Origin of the sequence: Flavobacterium sp. H122, from assembly GCF_004959765.1 — a bacterium.
In the GTDB taxonomy this organism is placed as follows: Bacteria; Bacteroidota; Bacteroidia; order Flavobacteriales; family Flavobacteriaceae; genus Flavobacterium.
Genome location: NZ_SJZD01000003.1, coordinates 251,833 through 270,497 on the forward strand (window position 1 = coordinate 251,833; position 18,665 = coordinate 270,497).

22 protein-coding genes are annotated in these 18,665 nt (G+C 35.3%); 20 read left to right on the forward strand and 2 right to left on the reverse strand.

Features of this window, described 5'->3' with window-relative positions; translation table 11 throughout:
* Nucleotides 1-29: 29 nt before the first annotated feature.
* Nucleotides 30-1,061 (reverse strand): A/G-specific adenine glycosylase, encoded by a 1,032-nt coding sequence (gene mutY, locus EZM65_RS06530; RefSeq protein WP_136667752.1) that lies wholly within the window; start codon nucleotides 1,059-1,061, stop codon nucleotides 30-32.
* A gap of 132 nt (nucleotides 1,062-1,193) precedes the next feature.
* Between mutY and EZM65_RS06535 the strand changes: the two genes are divergently transcribed.
* From EZM65_RS06535 to EZM65_RS06620, 20 genes are all read left to right on the forward strand, one after another.
* Nucleotides 1,194-1,484 (forward strand): HU family DNA-binding protein, encoded by a 291-nt coding sequence (locus EZM65_RS06535; RefSeq protein ID WP_073308587.1) that lies wholly within the window; start codon nucleotides 1,194-1,196, stop codon nucleotides 1,482-1,484.
* A 381-nt stretch (nucleotides 1,485-1,865) separates the two neighbouring features.
* Nucleotides 1,866-3,413 (forward strand): ribonuclease E/G, encoded by a 1,548-nt coding sequence (locus EZM65_RS06540; RefSeq protein ID WP_136667753.1) that lies wholly within the window; start codon nucleotides 1,866-1,868, stop codon nucleotides 3,411-3,413.
* A gap of 153 nt (nucleotides 3,414-3,566) precedes the next feature.
* On the forward strand, nucleotides 3,567-3,932 hold the full coding sequence (locus EZM65_RS06545) for an NADH-quinone oxidoreductase subunit A (RefSeq protein ID WP_136667754.1): 366 nt from the start codon (nucleotides 3,567-3,569) through the stop codon (nucleotides 3,930-3,932).
* 86 nt (nucleotides 3,933-4,018) lie between these two features.
* Nucleotides 4,019-4,570, forward strand: a complete 552-nt coding sequence (locus EZM65_RS06550; protein WP_136667755.1) for an NADH-quinone oxidoreductase subunit B — start codon at nucleotides 4,019-4,021, stop codon at nucleotides 4,568-4,570.
* Nucleotides 4,571-4,572: 2 nt separating this feature from the next.
* Nucleotides 4,573-5,094, forward strand: coding sequence for an NADH-quinone oxidoreductase subunit C (locus tag EZM65_RS06555; RefSeq protein WP_136667756.1), 522 nt, complete (start codon nucleotides 4,573-4,575; stop codon nucleotides 5,092-5,094).
* A 21-nt stretch (nucleotides 5,095-5,115) separates the two neighbouring features.
* Nucleotides 5,116-6,351, forward strand: coding sequence for an NADH-quinone oxidoreductase subunit D (locus EZM65_RS06560; RefSeq protein WP_136667757.1), 1,236 nt, complete (start codon nucleotides 5,116-5,118; stop codon nucleotides 6,349-6,351).
* Nucleotides 6,352-6,356: 5 nt separating this feature from the next.
* Complete coding sequence (gene nuoE, locus EZM65_RS06565) at nucleotides 6,357-6,896, forward strand: NAD(P)H-dependent oxidoreductase subunit E (RefSeq protein WP_136667758.1); 540 nt, start codon at nucleotides 6,357-6,359, stop codon at nucleotides 6,894-6,896.
* Between the two features lie 4 nt (nucleotides 6,897-6,900).
* A complete protein-coding gene (nuoF, locus tag EZM65_RS06570; RefSeq protein ID WP_136667759.1) occupies nucleotides 6,901-8,268 on the forward strand; it encodes an NADH-quinone oxidoreductase subunit NuoF in 1,368 nt (455 codons plus the stop codon).
* Nucleotides 8,269-8,352: 84 nt separating this feature from the next.
* Nucleotides 8,353-9,381: a 2Fe-2S iron-sulfur cluster-binding protein gene (locus EZM65_RS06575; protein WP_136667760.1), complete on the forward strand. Its 1,029-nt coding sequence runs from the start codon at nucleotides 8,353-8,355 to the stop codon at nucleotides 9,379-9,381.
* Nucleotides 9,382-9,384: 3 nt separating this feature from the next.
* Nucleotides 9,385-10,428 (forward strand): NADH-quinone oxidoreductase subunit NuoH, encoded by a 1,044-nt coding sequence (gene nuoH / locus EZM65_RS06580; RefSeq protein ID WP_136667761.1) that lies wholly within the window; start codon nucleotides 9,385-9,387, stop codon nucleotides 10,426-10,428.
* 128 nt (nucleotides 10,429-10,556) lie between these two features.
* Nucleotides 10,557-11,084, forward strand: a complete 528-nt coding sequence (locus EZM65_RS06585; RefSeq protein WP_136667762.1) for an ORF6N domain-containing protein — start codon at nucleotides 10,557-10,559, stop codon at nucleotides 11,082-11,084.
* A gap of 4 nt (nucleotides 11,085-11,088) precedes the next feature.
* Nucleotides 11,089-11,628 (forward strand): NADH-quinone oxidoreductase subunit I, encoded by a 540-nt coding sequence (locus EZM65_RS06590; RefSeq protein WP_136667763.1) that lies wholly within the window; start codon nucleotides 11,089-11,091, stop codon nucleotides 11,626-11,628.
* A 1-nt stretch (nucleotide 11,629) separates the two neighbouring features.
* On the forward strand, nucleotides 11,630-12,139 hold the full coding sequence (locus tag EZM65_RS06595) for an NADH-quinone oxidoreductase subunit J (protein ID WP_136667764.1): 510 nt from the start codon (nucleotides 11,630-11,632) through the stop codon (nucleotides 12,137-12,139).
* A 1-nt stretch (nucleotide 12,140) separates the two neighbouring features.
* Entirely contained in the window at nucleotides 12,141-12,461 is a 321-nt protein-coding gene (gene nuoK, locus EZM65_RS06600) for an NADH-quinone oxidoreductase subunit NuoK (RefSeq protein ID WP_136667765.1), read from the forward strand.
* Between the two features lie 6 nt (nucleotides 12,462-12,467).
* Nucleotides 12,468-14,351: an NADH-quinone oxidoreductase subunit L gene (gene nuoL, locus EZM65_RS06605; RefSeq protein WP_136667766.1), complete on the forward strand. Its 1,884-nt coding sequence runs from the start codon at nucleotides 12,468-12,470 to the stop codon at nucleotides 14,349-14,351.
* Between the two features lie 15 nt (nucleotides 14,352-14,366).
* Nucleotides 14,367-15,803, forward strand: a complete 1,437-nt coding sequence (locus EZM65_RS06610; RefSeq protein WP_136667767.1) for a NuoM family protein — start codon at nucleotides 14,367-14,369, stop codon at nucleotides 15,801-15,803.
* Nucleotides 15,804-15,844: 41 nt separating this feature from the next.
* Nucleotides 15,845-17,218 carry an NADH-quinone oxidoreductase subunit N gene (locus EZM65_RS06615; protein ID WP_136667768.1) on the forward strand — a complete coding sequence of 458 codons (1,374 nt, stop codon included), beginning with the start codon at nucleotides 15,845-15,847 and terminating at the stop codon, nucleotides 17,216-17,218.
* A gap of 323 nt (nucleotides 17,219-17,541) precedes the next feature.
* The gene (locus tag EZM65_RS15475; RefSeq protein WP_169051656.1) at nucleotides 17,542-17,685 is read left to right on the forward strand and encodes a hypothetical protein; all 144 of its coding nucleotides are present in this window, start codon (nucleotides 17,542-17,544) and stop codon (nucleotides 17,683-17,685) included.
* A 21-nt stretch (nucleotides 17,686-17,706) separates the two neighbouring features.
* Nucleotides 17,707-17,877, forward strand: coding sequence for a hypothetical protein (locus tag EZM65_RS15480; RefSeq protein WP_169051657.1), 171 nt, complete (start codon nucleotides 17,707-17,709; stop codon nucleotides 17,875-17,877).
* 17 nt (nucleotides 17,878-17,894) lie between these two features.
* Nucleotides 17,895-18,083: a hypothetical protein gene (locus EZM65_RS06620; protein ID WP_136667769.1), complete on the forward strand. Its 189-nt coding sequence runs from the start codon at nucleotides 17,895-17,897 to the stop codon at nucleotides 18,081-18,083.
* Between the two features lie 89 nt (nucleotides 18,084-18,172).
* On the opposite strand, the gene EZM65_RS06625 is transcribed toward EZM65_RS06620, so the two are convergent.
* On the reverse strand, nucleotides 18,173-18,625 hold the full coding sequence (locus EZM65_RS06625; protein ID WP_136667770.1) for a 6-carboxytetrahydropterin synthase: 453 nt from the start codon (nucleotides 18,623-18,625) through the stop codon (nucleotides 18,173-18,175).
* Between the last annotated feature and the right edge of the window lie 40 nt (nucleotides 18,626-18,665).

An 18,665-nucleotide genomic window follows, 5' to 3' on the forward strand; every position in this document is an offset into this window, starting at 1 on the left:
AATTTTTATACTCAAATATAGTTATTTTTTTAATATGGATTGCGCTCTATAAAGTTATGGAGTACAATAGGTACCGGCAGGATCAATAACTCTTGATGTGAGATTCCTTTTTCGAGCACTGTATTGACAGTTGCTTTCCAAAAATTGATATGCAAATGCTGGTGTGACAATTTGTGGATAGTTTCTTCATGTTCAATCAGTTTTACTGAAGATGCTTTAGGAAACATTTCTTCAATTTTTGATTCTATTTCTTTTAAATCAGATTTGTTTTCAGTTTCAATTACCGGGAACTCATATAAGTTATGCCAGATACCCTTTTGTGTTCTTTTATTAATGATTGAGTTATTGTTTTGGTCAACTACTAATATATAATTAAGGTGTCGGTTGCTGATTTTTGTTTTCTTTAATTTTACAGGAAGTTCATTTACTTTGTTTTTTGCTAAAGCCAGACAGGAATTGTTTAAAGGACAATCTTTACAGTTTGGGTTTTTAGGAACACATTGCAAAGCGCCAAATTCCATAATTGCCTGATTGAATAAAGCTGGTCTTTCTTTATCTATCAATTCGGAAGCTAAAGCAGTAAATTCTTTTTTCGCTCCACCCGAAGCGATATCTGTCTCTATTGCAAAATACCTTGAAAGAACTCTGTACACATTTCCATCCACAACCGGCACGCATTCGTTAAATGAAAACGATGCAATTGCTGCGGCGGTATATTCACCCACACCTTTTAGTTTTAGTAAATCTTTATAATTGTCCGGGAATTCTCCATTTAATACTTCTGAAATGTATTTAGCGGTACCATGCAGGTTTCTGGCTCTCGAATAGTAGCCTAATCCTTGCCATAGTTTTAATACTTTCTCTTCATCTGCTTTTGCTAAATCGTGAACCGTTGAAAAAGAGCCGGTAAAAGCAAAAAAATAGGGCAAACCTTGTGCTACCCGCGTTTGTTGGAGCATAATTTCTGATAGCCAAATGTGATATGGATCAGTAGTATTTCGCCACGGTAAATCGCGTTTGTTTTCTAAATACCACGAAATTAGGAGGTTGCTGAAATTCATAGTTTTAATTTGGTCAGCAAAAATAATTCTTTATGTGGTTAAATTTTAATCATTTATACTTGAATTATTGTATTTTTTATTTCTATATTTGCACACTCAAAAAATTGCAATAAACTTAATTCTTATATTAAAATGACAAAAGCAGATATCGTAGCTAAAATTGCTGACAAATTAGGCTTAGAAAAAGGAGATGTTCAAGCTACAGTTGAGTCTTTTATGGACGAAGTAAAAAATTCATTAGAAACTGGTGATAATGTTTACTTAAGAGGTTTCGGAAGTTTTATTGTTAAAACAAGAGCAGAAAAAACAGGTAGAAATATTTCTAAAAATACTACAATTAAAATTCCTGCACACAATATCCCGGCTTTTAAACCAGCTAAGGTGTTCGTAGAAGGAGTAAAAACAAATAACGAAGCAAAATAATTATTAATCATAAAACCATCCAGTTATGCCAAGTGGTAAAAAAAGAAAAAGACATAAGGTAGCGACTCACAAACGTAAAAAAAGAGCGAGAGCAAACCGTCATAAAAAGAAAAAGTAGTTTCTAAACTACTTTTTTCTTTTTAAAAGTTCATTGAAATTGAAATTTAAGATTGTTGATAAACGATTAATGATTTTTGAAGTATTCAGAAATCAAATATACGAAATCTGACATCTGAAATTTCTTCGGGGTAAAACCTGTAAAAAATGTTTAATCCATCCTTACAATTAGTTTTAAGCTTTAAGCTTTAAGTTGTATGCATCTTTGCCTATTGCTTATTGCCTATTGCCTATTGCCAAAAAGTTGGGATAAAAATTTACGCCGTGAATAAAGAGCTAATTATTAGATCAAGTCAAAACGCTGTAGATTTTGCCTTATTAAAAGATGGAAAACTAATTGAATTACACAAAGAAGAAGAAGAAGCCGGTGCGTTTCAGGTAGGTGATATTTTTATTGCCAAGATACGTAAGCCGGTTGCCGGTCTGAATGCAGCTTTTGTAAATTTGGGATTTGAAAAAGATGCCTTTTTACATTATCATGATTTAGGGCCTAATCTGGCTTCTCAGTTGAAATTCATTAAACAAGTAAGCGCAGGTAAATTCAACGATTTTTCCCTTAAAACTTTTCCTTTCGAACCGGAAATAGATAAAAACGGTACTATAGCAGATGTGCTGAATGCTAATCAGTCTATTTTGGTTCAAATTGTTAAAGAGCCTATATCAACCAAAGGGCCGCGAATAAGTTCTGAGCTTTCGCTGGCAGGTAGATATATAGTTTTGGTTCCTTTTTCCGAAAGAGTTTCTATTTCGCAGAAAATTAACTCAAAAGAAGAAAAAGATAGATTAAAACGTTTGGTTCAATCCATCAAACCTAAAGGATTTGGGGTTATTGTACGTACAGTAGCCGAAGGCAAAAAAGTAGCCGAAATTGACAGAGATTTACAAAATTTGGTGGACAAGTGGACATCAATGTGTAAAAGAATTCCAACGGCGCATCATCCTTCTAAAGTTTTGGGTGAATTAAATAGAGCTTCTTCTATTTTAAGGGATGTATTTAACGATACATTCACATCGATACTTTCAGATGATGAGCAGTTATTACAAGAAACGAAGGAGTATTTGCAGGAAATTGCTCCAGGGAAAGAATCAATCGTTAAACTCTACAATTCAAAAGAAATTCCACTTTTTGAAAAGTATGGTATAGAACGCCAGATCAAAACATCATTTGGTAAAACAGTATCTATGAGCAAAGGTGCATATCTTATCATAGAGCATACTGAAGCAATGCATGTTATTGATGTTAACAGTGGAAACCGTTCTAACAAAGCAACTTCTCAGGAAGATACTGCTCTTGAAGTTAACCTGATTGCTGCTGCTGAAGTGGCACGTCAGTTAAGGCTTCGTGATATGGGTGGTATTATTGTGGTCGATTTTATCGATATGCAAAATCCTGATAACCGAAAAGTGCTGTACGATTTCTTAAAAGAAGAAATGAGTGACGATAAAGCAAAACACAAAATATTACCTCCAAGTAAATTTGGTCTGGTGCAAATTACACGTCAGCGTGTAAGACCGGAGGTTAATATTAAAACTCGTGAAGAAGATCCTAATAATGAAAACGGAGAAGTAGATGCTCCAATTGCATTAATTGATAAGATAGCTTCGGAACTTGAAAGAATTATTAAAAAGCATAAAAGTGTACGTTTGCATGTGCATCCTTTTATAGCTGCATACCTTACAAAAGGTTTTCCATCATTACGTTCAAAATGGTTTTTTGAACATAAAAAATGGGTAAAAATCATACCGCGCGACGCTTACACTTATCTAGAGTATAAGTTTTTAGATAAAAACGGAAATACTTTAGAAGATTAATCCTATAAACCGCCTTGAGTAATCCTGGCGGTTTTTTTATTTCTTGTTTAGAATCGATAAAAATAACAGTTTATTCATCGATTTTTAGGTATAAAAATTGAAATTTTGTTTTACGCACTTATCTTTGTAGTTCGGATAAAACTATTCAAATTTATGCAAACAGATCAGTCAAATTTTATACCTATTTTGATGCAAATTGGTTTAGCAGTTGGGTTTGTTGGATCTACAATCTTTATTTCTAGTTTGTTAGGTCCTAAACGTCATTCGGCTAATAAAGACAAAAATTTCGAATGTGGTATCGAATCTGTAGGAAATGCACGTGTCCCTTTTTCTGTAAAATATTTCCTTGTAGCAATCCTTTTCGTGTTATTTGACGTCGAAGTGATATTTATGTATCCTTGGGCTGTTAATTTCCGTGAAATGGGTTTGGAAGGTCTTGTGAAAATGGGCATTTTCATGGCGCTTTTAGTAATAGGTTTCTATTACGTGATTAAGAAAAAAGGTCTTGAGTGGGAATAAGGATTTAAGAATGAGGATTTAGGATGGTTGATTTTTGAAGAGAATTCTGAAATCTAAAATCTAAAATCATTAATCTAAAATATAAAATGAGTGATACTTCTAAATATACAATGGTAAACCCTCCGGAAGGATATACTGGAGAAGGTTTCTTTGCTACAAAATTAAGTGATGTAGTGGGGTTGGCTCGTGCTAATTCATTATGGCCATTGCCTTTTGCAACGTCATGTTGTGGAATTGAGTTTATGGCTACTATGGCATCACATTATGATGTGGCTCGTTTTGGTATGGAACGTATGAGTTTTTCGCCTCGTCAAGCTGATATGTTATTGGTAATGGGTACTATTTCAAAAAAAATGGCGCCTATTTTGCGTCAGGTTTACGAGCAAATGTCAGAACCTAAATGGGTTATCGCTGTTGGAGCTTGTGCTTCATCAGGAGGTGTTTTTGATACTTATTCTGTATTGCAAGGTATAGATAAGGTAATTCCGGTTGATGTTTATGTGCCTGGATGCCCGCCAAGACCAGAGCAGATTTTAGATGGTATTATGCGTTTGCAGGAAATTGTGAAAAACGAATCAGTACGCCGTCGCAGCTCTGATGAATATAAAGATTTGTTAGGCTCTTACAACATCAAGTAATTATGGCTTTAGAAAACGCAGTTATTCAACAAAAACTTATTGATCAATTTGGATTAAAAGTATCTGAATTTATTCAATTGCACGATATATTAACGTTTGAAGTGACTTCTGATTCAATTTTGGAAGTAATGCAATTTTTAAGAGACGATCAAACGTTACGTTTTAACTTCCTGACTGATGTTTGCGGAATTCATTATCCTGAAAATGAAGAGAACCGTCAATTGGCAGTGGTGTACCACATGCACAATTGGATTGACGGAGTTCGCATACGCATCAAATGTTTCCTGCCTTTGTCTAACCCTGAAATTGATTCGGCTGTGCCATTGTTTTTAGGGGCTAATTGGATGGAGCGTGAAACGTATGACTTTTTCGGAATTATTTTTAAAGGACATCCACAGTTAAAACGTATTTTAAATATGGATGAAATGACAGTGTTCCCAATGCGTAAAGAATTCCCATTAGAGGATGGAGGTCGTACAGATAAAGATGACCGATTCTTTGGAAGAACACAAAGCAATTGTTAATAAACCTGAAATAGTATATAAATGTCAGAGTTATTATTAAAACCAGAAGAGCGTTACGCCAGCATCATCGAAAAGAGAAGAAACGAAGATGGCAGCGAACTTGCAATATTAAACCTGGGTCCTACGCACCCTGCAACTCACGGTATTTTCCAAAACATCCTTTTAATGGATGGGGAACGTGTAATTGATGGTGAGGGAACTGTAGGTTACATCCACAGAGCATTTGAAAAAATTGCAGAGAACCGTCCGTTTTACCAGATTAATGTATTGACAGACCGATTGAACTATTGTTCAGCTCCTATTAATAATATGGGATGGTGGATGACTGTGGAAAAAGCTCTTGGAATTGAAATTCCTAAAAGAGTGCAGTACATGCGTGTTATTGTTATGGAACTGGCACGTATCGCTGACCACATCATTTGTAATTCGGTATTGGCTGTAGATACAGGAGCTTTAACAGGTTTCTTGTATGTGTTTCAGTTTCGTGAAAGAATATACGAGATCTACGAAGAAATTTGTGGTGCCCGTTTAACAACAAATATGGGACGTATTGGTGGTTTTGAAAGAGACTGGTCTCAAACGGCTTGGGATAAATTAGATGCTTTTCTAGCAGAATTCCCTGCAGTGTGGTCAGAATTTGAAAGCCTTTTAACACGTAACCGTATCTTCATGGATAGAACCATTAATGTTGGTCCTATTTCGGCTGAAAAAGCAATGAGCTACGGATTTACAGGTCCTAATTTACGTGCGGCAGGTATCGATTACGATGTTCGTGTGGCGCAACCTTATTCTTCATATGAAGATTTTGAATTCAATATTCCTGTAGGACAATCAGGAGATACTTACGATCGTTTTTGTGTTCGTAATGGAGAAGTTTGGGAAAGTATCAGCATCATTAAGCAAGCTCTTGCTAAAATGCCTGAAGGGCCTTTCCATGCTGATGTTCCTGAATATTATTTACCTCCAAAAGAGGACGTATACAACACCATGGAATCGCTTATTTATCACTTTAAAATTGTGATGGGTGAAGTTCCAGTGCCTTTAACTGAAGTTTATCAAGCTGTTGAAGGAGGTAACGGAGAGTTAGGTTTCTATCTGATTACAGATGGCAGCCGTACACCATACCGTTTACATTTCCGCCGACCTTGTTTTATATATTATCAAGCGTATGTCGAAATGATTAAAGGACAAAATCTTTCGGATGCCATCGCTACTTTATCAAGTCTTAATGTTATTGCAGGCGAATTAGACGCATAATGAGTATGGAAAAGCATAATTATTCAAATCTTAAGCAAGAAATCAATATCACTCCTGAATTGATGACGCGTATTAATGAATTAATCAGTCATTATCCGGATGATAAGCGTAAATCAGCTTTAATTCCTGTATTGCATGAAGTGCAGGATGCTCACGATAACTGGTTGAGCTATGGGTTACAAGACAAAGTAGCTGAAATTTTAGGGATTTTACCGGTTGAAGTATATGAAGTGGTTTCATTCTATACAATGTTCAATAGAAGACCTATTGGTAAATACATGTTTGAGTTTTGCCAGACTTCTTGCTGTGTAACTCGTGGTGTAGAAAATTTAATGGACTATACATGTGATAAATTGGGTGTTGAAATGGGCGAGCCTACTGCTGATGGACTATTTGAAGTTCGTGGAGTAGAATGTTTAGGGGCTTGTGGTTATGCACCAATGTTACAGTTAGGTGATTTCTACCATGAAAACCTTACAAAAGATAAAATTGACCAGCTTATAGATGACTGTAAAGCAGGTAAAGTAACATTATTGGACAAATAGTGCTATGGGAAAGAAAATATTATTAGAAAAAATAAATATTCCTGGGATTAAAAGCTACGAGGTTTACCGTCAAAATGGGGGGTATGCTTCTGTAGAAAAGGCATTAAAAGCAATGACTCCGGATGAAGTTACTGAAGAAGTAAAAACTTCAGGTATTCGTGGTCGTGGTGGTGCTGGTTTCCCTATGGGAATGAAATGGAGCTTTATCGATAAAAAATCAGGCAGACCGCGTCATTTAGTATGTAATGCGGATGAGTCTGAACCTGGAACGTTTAAAGACCGTTTCTTGATGGAGTACATTCCACACTTACTAATAGAAGGAATGATTACGTCATCGTATGCTTTAGGAGCAAATTTATCGTATATCTACATCCGTGGTGAATACATGTGGGTTTTCAAAATCCTTGAAAGAGCGATTAAGGAAGCTTATGCAGCGGGTTGGTTAGGAAAAAACATATTAGGATCTGGATTTGATTTAGATTTGCACGTACACTGTGGTGCAGGTGCTTATATTTGTGGTGAAGAGACTGCATTAATCGAATCTCTTGAAGGTAAAAGAGGTAATCCACGTATTAAACCACCATTCCCGGCGGTTAGCGGATTATGGCAAAACCCAACTGTGGTAAACAACGTTGAGTCTATTTCAGCAGTGCCATGGATTGTAATGAATTCGGGTGAAGAATATGCAAAAATAGGAATTGGCCGTTCTACAGGTACTAAACTAATTTCTGCTTCCGGTCATATCAAAAATCCGGGGGTTTATGAAATTGAAATGGGAATTACTGTGGAAGAATTCATGAATTCTGATGAATATCTTGGAGGTATGATCGATGACAGACCATTAAAGGCATTAGTGCCGGGAGGATCTTCAGTGCCGATTTTACCAGCTCACTTAATTTATAAAACGGCAAATGGTGACGATCGTTTAATGACTTATGAGTCCTTATCTGATGGTGGATTTGCCACAGGTTCAATGTTAGGTTCAGGAGGCTTTATCGTGTATAATGATACTACTTGTATTGTTCGTAATACTTGGAATTTCTCACGCTTTTATCATCATGAATCTTGCGGACAATGTACGCCATGTCGCGAGGGTACTGGCTGGTTAGAAAAAATTCTTTGGAGAATCGAAAACGGACAAGGACGTGAAGAAGATATCGAATTGTTATGGAGTATTCAGTCTAAAATTGAAGGAAATACAATTTGTCCTTTAGGTGATGCTGCCTCATGGCCTGTGGCAGCAGCAATTCGTCATTTTAGAGAAGAATTTGAATACCACGTTAGATTCCCTGAAAAAATTAAAAATAGAGAGCACTTTGTGAACGAGCCTTTTGAAAAGGTAAGACATTTAGTAGCAAAACAAACTGTATAATTTAAAAGTCTGAAGTTAGAAGTCAAAAGTAGAAGTGGTAACCGCTTAAACTTTTAAACTTTTAAACTTTTAAACAATGATAAAATGAAAGTAACCATAGACGGACAAACGATAGAAGTCGAACCAGGAACAACCATCCTGCAGGCGGCTCGTATGATAGGAGGCGAAAGTGTGCCACCTGCAATGTGTTATTATTCAAAGTTAGAAAAAACGGGAGGTAAATGCCGTTGTTGTTTGGTAGAAGTATCAAAAGGAAGCGACGCTAATCCTACACCTATGCCTAAACTGGTAGCCTCATGTGTTACCGGTGTAATGGATGGTATGGAAGTGAACAGTAAAGGTTCTGCCCGTGTGGAAGAAGCACGTAAATCGGTAACGGAGTTCTTGTTAATCAATCACCCGTTGGATTGTCCGGTTTGTGATCAGGCTGGAGAGTGTGATTTACAAAATTTGGCTTTCGAACACGGTAAATCAGAAACTCGTTTTATTGAAGAAAAGCGCACTTTTGAACCGGAAGATATTGGGCCGTATATACAATTACACATGAATCGTTGTATTTTATGTCAGCGTTGTGTTTCTGTTGCAGACCAATTGACAGACAACAGAGTTCACGGGGTGATGGATCGTGGAGATCATGCGAATATCTCAACTTGTATTTCTAAAGCTATCGATAACGAAATGTCTGGAAATATGATTGATGTATGTCCGGTAGGTGCATTAACTGATAAGACATTCCGTTTCAAATCTCGTGTTTGGTTTAGTAAACCATATAATGCACATAGAGACTGTGATAAATGTTGTGGAAAGACTACGGTTTGGATGTTTGGTAATGAAATCCAAAGAGTAACAGGTCGCAAAGATGAATTTCATGAAGTGGAAGAATTCATTTGTAATACTTGCCGATTTGAAAAGAAAGAGGTAAGCGACTGGACAATTGAAGGTCCTCGTAAATTTGAAAAATTCTCGGTTATTAACCGTAACAAATATGAGCTTCATGCTCCAAAAGTGGAAATCAAAACAGAAGACCACATTCTTTATGGCCGCGAACAGGACCGTAAAAAAATTAGTATGATTGATACTCCTCTAGAGGACAATGATAATTCAAATAAATAAGAAATGGAAAGTACATTAATTATAGAAAAAGGGATTATCATCGTGGCTGTATTTGCAATTACTATGCTTGCAGCTATGTACACAACTTTAGCGGAACGTAAAGTTGCCGCTTGGTTACAAGACCGTATAGGTCCTAACCGTGCTGGTAAAGGAGGTATTCTACAACCTCTTGCTGATGGTTTAAAACTTTTTGCAAAAGAAGAGTTTATGCCGGATACACCTAATAAATTCTTATTCATTTTAGGTCCAGCTATTTCAATGAGTATGGCTTTAATTACCAGTGCAGTTTTACCTTGGGGTGATACATTGGAAATTGGTGGTCATAAAGTAGTGCTTCAAGCAGCTGAATTGGATGTATCTATTTTATATGTATTTGCCATTTTATCTATCAGTGTGTATGGAATCATGATAGGTGGATGGGCATCTAATAATAAGTATTCCTTAATGTCGGCATTACGTGCTTCCTCTCAAATGATTTCTTATGAAGTTGCTATGGGGTTATCGATCATAGCATTGATCATGATAAACGGAAACTTGAGTTTGAGAGAAATTGCAAATCAACAACATGGAATGAACTGGAATGTGTTTTACCAACCTTTAGGTTTTATCATTTTCTTAGTATGTTCATTTGCCGAAACGAATAGAACTCCTTTTGACTTGGCAGAGTGTGAAGCCGAGTTAATTGGGGGTCACCATACGGAATATTCGTCTATGAAGATGGGATTCTATTTATTTGGTGAATATGCTGCAATGTTCGTGTCTTCAGCTATTATTTCGATTCTATATTTTGGAGGATATAACTATCCAGGTATGGATTTAGCGGCAGAATCTCTAGGTCAGAATGCTGCAAATATCATTGGTATCATAGCTTTGTTTGCAAAAATACTATTCTTCATCTTCTTTTATATCTGGGTACGTTGGACAATTCCACGTTTCCGTTATGACCAGTTGATGAATTTAGGTTGGAAAATGTTAATTCCGTTAGCAATAGCTAATATTGTGTTAACTGGAATTATTACGATAATCGCTGATAAAGGATTATTTTAATTCTTTATAAAGAAATAATGACGAAGAGAAATTGGAAAGAAGTTTCCATTTCTTTTGAAAAGTAAGACTTTTAGTTTTACAAAAATAATCACAATTTGTGGTTGACCCTATACGCCAAAATACATAATATGAGCCAAAATGAAATCAGTATTCCTGATGAAATTATTTCGGATAAGATTTATTTCATCAGAGGACAAAAAGTGATGCTGGATAAAGATCTAGCTGGACTTTATCAGGTTGAAACAAAAAATCTTAAGAGACAGGTCAGGAGAAATATTGAACGTTTTCCCGAAGATTTTATGTTTGAACTGACAGATTTTGAGATGGATTCTTTAAGGAGTCAATTTGGCACCTTAAAAAGAGGACAGCATTCAAAGTATGCTTTAATGGCATTTACAGAAAATGGAGTATCAATGCTGTCAAGTGTACTGAACAGTCCAACGGCAATAAAAGTAAATATTCAAATTATCAGAGTTTTTACAAAGATTAGGGAAGCACTTAACGATACGTTAAGTTTAAAACTCGAAATCGAACAAATAAAAAAGAAGTTGGAAAATCAAAATAAAAACATCGAGTTAGTTTTTAATTATCTTGATGAATTGATGGAAAAACAAGAAAAGAAAATTGAAAGAACCAAAATAGGTTATAAACATTAATAGAATGTCAATAGAATCAATTTCATTATCAGGAAGAAAAAAAGAAGTCTCCAATAAAAAGATGAACTTCTGGGAAAGCTTGTATCTGGTAGCAATTGTGAAAGGTTTGTTTACAACAATCCGCCACTTGTTTAAAAGAAAAGTGACGATTAAATATCCTGAGCAAGTACGTCCTTTCAGTCCGGTATACCGCGGACAGCATATGTTAAAACGTGATGAGCTTGGTCGTGAGAACTGTACAGCATGCGGTATGTGTGCGGTTGCCTGTCCTGCCGAAGCTATCACAATGACAGCAGCAGAGCGTAAACCGGGAGAAGAGCATTTGTACCGTGAGGAAAAATACGCATCGGTTTATGAAATAAACATGCTGCGTTGTATTTTTTGCGGATTATGTGAAGAAGCTTGTCCTAAAGATGCAATCTACTTAACCGAATCAAAAGTTATTGTAAAATCATCAACTAACAGAGAAGATTTTATTTACGGTAAAGATAAATTAGTAATGCCACTTGAAATGGCGATTAAAAACACTAAATCAGTTAACTAAAATGTCGATACTTACTATATTCTATATTTTAGCGGCAGTTACTTTGGCTACTGGATTTATGACAGTAATCAGTAAAAACCCTATCCACAGTGCTATTTATCTAGTAATGTGTTTCTTTAGCATTGGCGGACATTATTTGTTGTTCAATGCACAATTCCTTTCTTTAGTTCATATTATCGTGTATGCAGGAGCTATTATGGTTTTGATTCTTTTTACCATCATGTTGATGAATTTGAACAAAGAAAATGAACCTAATAAAAATATGCTGTCAGTAATTTCAGCAACAATAGCTTTTGGATTGTTGTGCTTTGTAATGCTGGCAACATTCATCAAGGCAATGCCTGTAATTTCTGAATACAAGAATTCAGGACAGGATTTCCAATCAATTAAAGTTCTAGGTAAAGTATTGTTAAACGAATATATGGTGCCGTTTGAATTTGCTTCTGTTTTATTATTAGTAGCGATGATTGGTGCCGTACTATTGTCTAAAAAAGAAAAAGCCTTACAGTAAGATGCAAAATATATTACAACAAATAGGAATTGAAAACTATATCTACCTGGCAGTTTTACTGTTTTGTATAGGAGTTTTTGGAGTTTTATATCGTCGTAATGCGATTATCATGTTTATGTCCATTGAAATTATGTTGAATGCGGTCAACTTATTATTAGTTGCTTTTTCAACTTTTCATCAGGATGCACAAGGACAGGTTTTCGTATTCTTTTCGATGGCTGTTGCTGCTGCCGAAGTTGCAGTAGGATTAGCAATTTTGGTTTCGATTTTTAGAAACACAGGATCGATTGATATAGATAATTTAAAGAATTTAAAAGGATAAATACTAATGGAGAAAAATTTAGCTTTAGTATTATTATTAGCACCGCTTTTCGGATTTTTAGCCAATATCTTTTTTGGTAAAAAAGCAGGAAAAGGATTTGTAGGATTGTTAGGGACACTTTCAATATTAATATCGTTTTTTGCAACGACGTACTTCTTTACACTAATCCAATCGAATGGGAAAGCCATTCAGATTGATTTATTTCAATGGATTTCATTGGAAAAATTCAATGTAAACTTTTCTTTCTTGTTGGATCAACTATCAGTTTTATGGTTGTTGTTTGTAACAGGAATAGGAACTTTAATCCATATGTATTCGATAAGCTATATGCACGATGATGAAAATGTGCATAAGTTCTTTGCTTACTTAAACCTGTTTGTTTTCTTCATGATTACATTAGTAATGGGAAGTAACTTATTGGTTATGTTTATTGGTTGGGAAGGAGTAGGATTGTGTTCTTATCTGTTAATCGGATTCTGGTACAAAAACGAAGAATATAATGACGCTGCCAAGAAAGCTTTTATCATGAACCGTATTGGTGACTTAGGTCTTTTGATAGGTATTTTTATTTTGGCTTATGTTTTTGGCAGTTTAGAATATTCTCAAATTGCAGCTGGAATTTTTGAAAAAGGATTAGGTACGCAGCATTCTGCGCTTATCGCTGTAGCGGCTTTATGTTTATTCATAGGGGCAACTGGTAAATCAGCTCAAATTCCATTATACACTTGGTTACCTGATGCAATGGCCGGACCTACGCCTGTTTCGGCATTAATTCACGCGGCTACGATGGTTACAGCGGGAATTTTCTTGGTAACGCGTTTAAATTTTGTTTTTGACCTGGCACCTTCTGTACAACTCTTAATTGCTGTTATTGGTGCTGGTACTGCTGTGTTGGCAGCGGCTATAGGTTTGGTTCAAAATGATATTAAAAAAGTATTGGCCTATTCTACAGTATCGCAATTAGGTTTAATGTTCCTGGCTTTAGGTTTGGGAGCTTACCAAGTTGCTGTTTTCCACGTAATCACACATGCTTTCTTTAAAGCTTGTTTATTCTTAGGGTCTGGGTCTGTAATTCATGCTTTGCATGGTGAACAGGATATGCGCAATATGGGCGGTTTGAAAAAAGCCATGCCTATTACATTCTGGACAATGATGATTTCTACTTTAGCGATTTCAGGGATTTTTCCATTTGCTGGTTTCTGGTCTAAAGATGAAATCTTGATGACTGCTTTCCATGGCAATACAGTGTTATGGGTTGTAGGATCAATCGCTTCAATCATGACCGCGTTTTATATGTTTAGACTGATGTATTTGACTTTCTTTGGTGTATTCAGAGGAACTGAGGAACAAAAACATCATTTGCATGAAAGTCCGACTTTGATAACTATCCCTTTAGTAATTTTAGCAATTCTGGCAGCAGTAGGCGGTGCAATCAATTTACCGGGAAGTACCTGGTTGAATCATTATATGGCGCCGTTATTCCATAAAGCTCATGGTGAGCATCATTTGGATAATACTGCTTATATGTTAATGGGTATTGCTACAGTGGGAGCTTTGATAGGTATTTTTATTGCTTATTCAAAATACATCAAAAAACAGGAAGTTCCGGTTCAGGATTCAGAAATTAAAGGAATTGCATCAGTTATGTATAATAAGTTTTATGTAGATGAAGCTTATGAAGCTTTAATTGTAAATCCTATTTATAAATTATCACATTTCTTTAGAAAATATACAGAAGCGGCAATTTCTGAGTTTTTATTTGGCTTAGGAAAAGTAACAAACGGAATTGGAAATCAAGGTAAATTAATTCAAAACGGAAGTATAGGAGTTTATCTGTTGGCTTTTGTTTTAGGTTTATCGTCGATTTTAGTTTATATATTTTTAGTTTAATAATACATTGCAGTAATGAACGTATCATTTATACTTGTACTTTTATTGTTTGGAGCGGTTGCTACTTATTTTTCGGGTAACAAACTCGCAAAGACAGTGGCATTGATTTTTAGTTTGGCAGCTTCGGTTTTCTCTGTTTATACATTGAATTTGCATAACAGTGGGATCAATCCTAGTTTTATGCAGCAATGGATTGCCAATCCAAACATTTTTATAGCTTTAAAAGTTGACGGACTGTCGTTGGCAATGTTATTATTGACAACTTTCCTGACGACTATAATTATTTACTCTTCTTTTGGTAATCAATTTGAAAATAGTAAAACATTTTATGCTTTAGTACTTTTTATGTCTTTTGCTATGGTAGGGACATTTTTAAGTGCAGATGCATTTTTATATTATATTTTTTGGGAATTAGCATTAATACCAATTTATTTTATTGCCTTGATTTGGGGTAATGGAGACGCGGAAGAGCGTAAAAGAGCTATCATAAAATTCTTTGTGTTTACGCTTGCGGGATCTTTATTCATGCTGGTTTCTTTTATTTACTTATTCCAAAAAGCTGGATCTTTAATGATTTCGGATTTATATGCGATTCGTTTAACGGAACAAGAGCAATTTTGGATTTTCTCAGGCTTCTTTTTAGCGTATGCAATTAAGATTCCTATTTTTCCTTTCCATACATGGCAGGCGAATACCTATCAGAAATCTCCAGCAGTTGGAACGATGTTACTGTCTGGTATCATGCTTAAAATGGGATTGTACAGTGTTATCCGTTGGCAGTTGCCTTTAGCTCCACTGGCAGCTAAAACATATATGAATGTGTTTTTAGTGTTAAGTATTATAGGGGTGGTTTATGGTTCAATTGTAGCGTTAAAACAGCGTAATTTAAAGAAGTTATTAGCGTACTCTTCCTTAGCCCACGTTGGTTTAATTGCGGCTTCAACCTATACATTGTCATTAGATGGTTTCAGAGGAGCTGTTTTACAAATGATTGCTCACGGATTTGTTGTTGTTGGACTTTTCTTTGCTGCGGAGGTAATTGAAAGACGTTTCCAGACTCAGGAAATTGCTGAGATGGGTGGCATCAGAATTCAGGATTCGAAGTTTGCTTCAATGTTTATGATTGTTATGCTGGCTTCTGTAGCGTTGCCTTCAACATTTAACTTTATCGGTGAATTTACAGCGTTATACAGTTTGTATAATGTGAATATCTGGTTTGCGGTTATAGCAGGAACAACCATTATATTGGGTGCTTTTTATATGCTTAAAATGTTCCAGAATGTGATGCTGGGTGATAAAAATGTAAGAGTGTTTGAAAGTATTACAATCCAGGAAACTATTGTTTTTGTTGTGATTATTGCCGTATTGTTATTTTTTGGTTTATACCCTAAACCAATTAACGACTTAATTACACCGGCTTTACAGGAAGTGCTTACAGTTATAAATAGATAATATTGAATAAAGAATTTGTTTCCAAATTCAAATTTTAAAAGATGAATACATTAATAGCAATATCAGGTTTAGGAGTAATTGTAATGCTTGCAGAAATGATCAATGCAAGAAAAGCTATCATTCCAGTTGCCATTTTAGGTTTATTAGCCATTTTAGGATACAATGTTTCAGAATATAACGGATTGGGTTCATTTTATAATAATATGATGACTGTTGACCGTTTTTCAGTTGCGTTTTCCAGTTTGTTTATTGGGATTACTATTTTGTTATTGGCTATGAGCCACGAATTCTATAAAGACAGACCATCACGTATCTCTGACTTTGTTTCTATTAAAATCTTTATGCTTGCCGGTGGTGTTGCTATGGTTTCTTTTGGGAATATGGCAATGTTTTTCTTAGGGATAGAAGTGCTTTCAATTTCATTGTATGTACTTGCAGCCAGCAAACGTTTAAGTTTAAAAAGTAATGAGGCAGGGATGAAGTATTTCCTGATGGGTTCTTTTGCTTCTGGAATTATTCTTTTTGGTATAGCTTTGGTTTATGGTGCGTCAGGCAGTTTTGATCTGCAGACTATTTATCAGGTAATTCATACTGCAAATTTTCCGCAGTGGTATTCTATTGGTGTGATTATGATTGTAATTGGAATGTTATTTAAAGTAGCAGCAGTTCCTTTCCATTTTTGGTCTCCGGATGTGTATGAAGGTGCTCCGGCTCTGACTACCGCAACAATGAGTACTTTAGCAAAAGTTATTTCAGTGGCGGCTTTGTTTAAATTGGTTGTTCATTTAGTGCCATCGCCAATTTATTCTTTCCAAATGTTGATTGTAGTTGTTTCAATGGCTTCGATGATTTTAGGAAATGTTATGGCTTTACGTCAGAATAACGTGAAACGTATGCTGGCTTTCTCAGGTATCTCTCATGCCGGTTTCATGATTATGACTTTGTTGGTGTCCAACTTCTCTGCAAACATATTGTTTTACTATGCTACGGCTTATGCAGTGGCTGGTTTGGCTATTTTTTCAGTTATTATGTATGTTACAAAAGATAAGGAAAATGAGACAATTGATAACTTCAACGGTTTTGGTAAAACGCATCCTTTGTTAGCGGCTGTTGTTACTACTTCGTTATTGTCATTGGCTGGGATTCCTATTCTTTCTGGATTCTTTGCTAAGTTTTTCTTGCTGAACCAAGTAATTCAAACGGGTTGGATTGTTTTGGTTATAGTGGCTATAATCGCTTCAATAATAAGTGTGGGGTACTATTTCAAAATAATTATTGCAATGTATACCAAAAGCACTGAAGGCGAAAGATTGCCTGAAATGCCTTTAGTTTATAAAATTGTTGCCATTGTGACTTTAGTGTTGAATATTGGTATAGGGCTATACCCTAATATGATTTTGAATCTTATAAGATAATCTTTTATTATATAAAATTAATGTGAGGCTCCTTATCAAGGAGCCTTTTTTTATTTATTGTATTTCGGTTTGTAGGTAAATAAATGTCTTTTGTAGACAGAAAACTTGTTTTAAAATTGATTTGAATATCTTTATTCTGATTCGTAATCGAAAGAAGATTGTCTTTAATGCTGTTAAAATGATCTTTATGATAAAAAAGCGTATCAAAAATTTGGGAAATCTATCTTCTTGAGGATGAAACAATATTGCTGCAGTAATAGTCAAGATCTCCATTGACTTTAAATGTTGGGGAACTTTTAAAAAAAACTAAAAAACGTATTATTATGAAAGAATCTATCTTAAAAATGAAGTCTGTTCAGGTTTTAACAAAAGAAGAACAAAAGCATGTATGTGGTGCAGGGTTGTGTACTCCTGGATCGCCGTGGTATGCCAGTCTGAGTGCTATGGGGCTTTGTCAGGCACAATAAAATCAGTTTAAACCCTATTTTATGAAAAAAGTTTTAAAACTTGACGGGCTGGGTGTTTTGTCTGCTTCCCAGCAAAAGGAAATTTTAGGAGGTGTCCCAAAAGATTGGTTTAAGTGCTGTCTGAAAGAGGATTCTTTAGGGGATCCACCATTAGGATGTGAAGCTTGGGTACTTTGCGACGGATATTATTAATTAACAATTTTATGGAAATGAAAAGTTCAATTTTAAAATTAAACGGTGTGCAGCTGCTGTCAAAAGAAGAACAAAAGAAAATCGCCGGCGGAAGCAACTGTTGGGTTCAAGCTTGTGGAATAACAAAAGAACAATGTGTTGATGAACTGCAGGGTTTTTACAATAAAAACACTGGTTGCTGTGGTTATGTACCTTCTAATTGTTAATCCAATATTTGAAGAAACCAAAAGAAGACTGCCTGTGAATATCAGGCAGTTTTTTTATACTTTATATTTAGTGTGCTTCTTCATTATAACTATTCATTATCCGCTGCATACCATTCAGCAAATGAAGTTTCTGTTTCCTGCAGTCTTAGAGAATGAAGCTGAACAGATTTTGGAAGACGACTTTTAATCTTTGCTGCAAAGTCAATCACCATGTTTTCACTTGTAGGTTGATAATCTACTAATATTACATGATGACCACGGCTTTTCAGTTCGTTTGCAAGTTCAATATGGGGAGTTGTAGCATTGAATACGGTAGCGTGGTCAAAAACGTCTACAATGTCTTCTTTTACAATTTTCTTTAAATCTGAAAAATCAATTACCATTCCATATTTAACATTGCTGCGGTCAGTAATAGGTGAACCTATAACCGTTACAGAAAGTTTGTAGCTGTGTCCGTGAACATTTTTGCATTTGCCGTCATAACCAAATAATGCATGTCCGGTTTCAAAATTAAATTGCTTGGTAATTCGAATTTTACTCATAATATAAATACTTGATGCAAAGGTATAAAAAAAGAAAGCG

What these genes read in the sequence shown, in the direction of transcription:
- mutY (WP_136667752.1), bottom strand. Translation starts at nt 1,061, where the DNA reads ATGAATTTCAGCAACCTCCTAATTTCGTGGTATTTAGAAAACAAACGC.
- EZM65_RS06535 (WP_073308587.1), top strand. Translation starts at nt 1,194, where the DNA reads ATGACAAAAGCAGATATCGTAGCTAAAATTGCTGACAAATTAGGCTTA.
- EZM65_RS06545 (WP_136667754.1), top strand. Translation starts at nt 3,567, where the DNA reads ATGCAAACAGATCAGTCAAATTTTATACCTATTTTGATGCAAATTGGT.
- EZM65_RS06550 (WP_136667755.1), top strand. Translation starts at nt 4,019, where the DNA reads ATGAGTGATACTTCTAAATATACAATGGTAAACCCTCCGGAAGGATAT.
- EZM65_RS06555 (WP_136667756.1), top strand. Translation starts at nt 4,573, where the DNA reads ATGGCTTTAGAAAACGCAGTTATTCAACAAAAACTTATTGATCAATTT.
- EZM65_RS06560 (WP_136667757.1), top strand. Translation starts at nt 5,116, where the DNA reads ATGTCAGAGTTATTATTAAAACCAGAAGAGCGTTACGCCAGCATCATC.
- nuoE (WP_136667758.1), top strand. Translation starts at nt 6,357, where the DNA reads ATGGAAAAGCATAATTATTCAAATCTTAAGCAAGAAATCAATATCACT.
- nuoF (WP_136667759.1), top strand. Translation starts at nt 6,901, where the DNA reads ATGGGAAAGAAAATATTATTAGAAAAAATAAATATTCCTGGGATTAAA.
- EZM65_RS06575 (WP_136667760.1), top strand. Translation starts at nt 8,353, where the DNA reads ATGAAAGTAACCATAGACGGACAAACGATAGAAGTCGAACCAGGAACA.
- nuoH (WP_136667761.1), top strand. Translation starts at nt 9,385, where the DNA reads ATGGAAAGTACATTAATTATAGAAAAAGGGATTATCATCGTGGCTGTA.
- EZM65_RS06585 (WP_136667762.1), top strand. Translation starts at nt 10,557, where the DNA reads ATGAGCCAAAATGAAATCAGTATTCCTGATGAAATTATTTCGGATAAG.
- EZM65_RS06590 (WP_136667763.1), top strand. Translation starts at nt 11,089, where the DNA reads ATGTCAATAGAATCAATTTCATTATCAGGAAGAAAAAAAGAAGTCTCC.
- EZM65_RS06595 (WP_136667764.1), top strand. Translation starts at nt 11,630, where the DNA reads ATGTCGATACTTACTATATTCTATATTTTAGCGGCAGTTACTTTGGCT.
- nuoK (WP_136667765.1), top strand. Translation starts at nt 12,141, where the DNA reads ATGCAAAATATATTACAACAAATAGGAATTGAAAACTATATCTACCTG.
- nuoL (WP_136667766.1), top strand. Translation starts at nt 12,468, where the DNA reads ATGGAGAAAAATTTAGCTTTAGTATTATTATTAGCACCGCTTTTCGGA.
- EZM65_RS06610 (WP_136667767.1), top strand. Translation starts at nt 14,367, where the DNA reads ATGAACGTATCATTTATACTTGTACTTTTATTGTTTGGAGCGGTTGCT.
- EZM65_RS06615 (WP_136667768.1), top strand. Translation starts at nt 15,845, where the DNA reads ATGAATACATTAATAGCAATATCAGGTTTAGGAGTAATTGTAATGCTT.
- EZM65_RS15475 (WP_169051656.1), top strand. Translation starts at nt 17,542, where the DNA reads ATGAAAGAATCTATCTTAAAAATGAAGTCTGTTCAGGTTTTAACAAAA.
- EZM65_RS15480 (WP_169051657.1), top strand. Translation starts at nt 17,707, where the DNA reads ATGAAAAAAGTTTTAAAACTTGACGGGCTGGGTGTTTTGTCTGCTTCC.
- EZM65_RS06620 (WP_136667769.1), top strand. Translation starts at nt 17,895, where the DNA reads ATGAAAAGTTCAATTTTAAAATTAAACGGTGTGCAGCTGCTGTCAAAA.
- EZM65_RS06625 (WP_136667770.1), bottom strand. Translation starts at nt 18,625, where the DNA reads ATGAGTAAAATTCGAATTACCAAGCAATTTAATTTTGAAACCGGACAT.